Raw genomic sequence first — 1,980 nt, 5'->3', positions numbered from 1 at the left:
TTGAAACTGCCCAATATCGTATTGGCCATTTTGACCATGGTTCTTTTCTACTTTCTTGCGCGAGGCGTTAGAAATCTCCTCAGAAAATATCTTTTGAAGCATATCGGTCAGGAATCGATACAAAGCATCGTCGGCAAGAGCGTATTTATCGGGGTAATTTTAATAGGGTTTTTCACCGCGTTGAGCGTATTGGATCTAGATAAGGTACTTACCAGTATTTTGGCAGGTGCCGGGGTACTGGGTCTGGCCATCGGTTTGGCCTTACAGGGTACACTGAGCAATACCGTAGGGGGTTTTATGCTCTCCTTTATGCCCGACATCCGCATTCATGATTCTATTAAAAATGGGGACGCTTCGGGTGTGGTGCAGGAAATTTCGCTCCGAAACATCGTTATAAAGACCCCTGAGAACTATATTACCGTAATACCGAATTCAAAATTTGTAGATGGCGCGTTCACCAATTATTCCCTAACGCAAAGAGGCCGTATTACCGTTAATTGCGGTGTAGGCTATGAAAGCGATCTTCAAGAAGTCGAAGATCTTACCGTAAAGATAATCGGGGAGAATTTCGAACAAAAAAACGGTGAAGGTGTTGAATTTTTCTTTACCGAATTCGGGGATAGCTCTATCAACTTTATGGTTCGTTTTTGGACTGATGTTACGGGCTTTAAACAGGAACATGCGGCTAGGCACCAAGCCATAAAATTGATGAAGCGGCATTTCGATGCCGAAGGCTTCAACATACCTTTCCCTATTCGTACGTTGGATTTTGGTAAGAATAACTTGACGATACATACCGAAAAGCAAATTGGGAAAGAGTCGAAGAGTTAGTACAAAAATAAATCATCCTTTGATCAACTCACCAATTTTTTCAAGTCCCTCGCCGTTGTAATCCGACTTTTGCAGTGCCTGGATAAATTGGGCGATTTTGGCGGGATTCATATTTTCGCCCAACACCCTGACCAACATAAATCCCTTTTCTTCGCTGTCGCCATAAATCACTACCTCATCAATGGCATCATCATCGCCCAAATAGGTGATGGTGGCCTTGCCATAGCTGGTGTTCATTTTGATGAGCTCATTAAATCTTTTATGCTGCAAAATGGATTTTACCTTGGCTTTTTCGATTTCGAATTCCGCAACGTTGTCATCCGTTTTCTTGAATGCCAAGACATTGAGCTTGCGCAGGGATTCTAACGCATCTTTTTGCGCTCCCGTCAAATCGGTCTTTTTCATATTCAAAAGACTGACTGGCAAATCGACGGACAAAAAATTCGGGTTTTCGGAATTATCGACATAGTATTCCTGCAGGCTTTGGGTGGAATTACAGGCAGCAAGAGCCAGTAAAAGCAGCGTATAAATACTTGATTTTATAGTTTTCATAATGATGTTTTAGATTGTTTTGGAAAGTTGAGGATTGTCAGAGGCGTGTAGGCAGTGTGCGCCGCAACTGCGATCGCCTATTTCTTGCTTGCTTGATCTAGTTCTTTTGGCAGCCCCATCTTATTGGTCAGCGCCCCGATTTTAGTCAAATCGATATCCCCTGTCATCGAGACTAGAATACTTTCGAATTTTCGGTTGTGGAATCCCATTTTAGGGTTTTCAATATCGGAAACGAACAGTAATAGTTCGCTGACATGGTCCTCGTCTTTTCCCTCCTTGACGTAGAATTTTACCGTGGCATCTTTATCCTTTACCTGCATCAGTTCCTCCAAGGTCGAAGATTTCAGATACTGTTTGACGGTCATGGCCATATCTTCCGAAATATCGGCATCCTCGGTCATAAAGACCTTGATGCCCTCGAGACTTTGGGCAATGTCGGCAAAATCCTGCGATTCCTGGTCGTTTTGATCGAAGGCCGCAATATTGCCCGCAAGTTTGATCATGCTTTGGTTTACCGTTACCGAGCCCACATTATCCATGGAATCATATTTATCGAAAACGGATTGTGAAATACCCAAGAGCGGCAAAAGTGCCAAA

At 43.2% G+C, this 1,980-nt stretch carries 3 protein-coding genes; 1 reads left to right on the top strand and 2 read right to left on the bottom strand.

Annotated elements, in window-relative coordinates; genetic code table 11:
• Positions 1 to 831, top strand: an 831-nt coding sequence (locus ACEW8S_RS04575) for a mechanosensitive ion channel family protein (protein ID WP_373517001.1), incomplete at its 5' end; no start/stop codon positions are given.
• A 12-nt stretch (positions 832 to 843) separates the two neighbouring features.
• On the opposite strand, the gene ACEW8S_RS04570 is transcribed toward ACEW8S_RS04575, so the two are convergent.
• Positions 844 to 1,383, bottom strand: a complete 540-nt coding sequence (locus ACEW8S_RS04570; RefSeq protein ID WP_373517000.1) for a DUF4252 domain-containing protein — start codon at positions 1,381 to 1,383, stop codon at positions 844 to 846.
• A 77-nt stretch (positions 1,384 to 1,460) separates the two neighbouring features.
• A complete protein-coding gene (locus ACEW8S_RS04565) occupies positions 1,461 to 1,979 on the bottom strand; it encodes a DUF4252 domain-containing protein (protein WP_373516999.1) in 519 nt (172 codons plus the stop codon).
• Position 1,980 lies beyond the last annotated feature (1 nt).

This window comes from Pricia sp. (assembly GCF_041745955.1).
Lineage (GTDB): Bacteria > Bacteroidota > Bacteroidia > Flavobacteriales > Flavobacteriaceae > Pricia.
The sequence above is the reverse complement of the archived record's forward strand: the minus strand, read 5'-3'. Positions and strand labels throughout refer to the sequence as shown.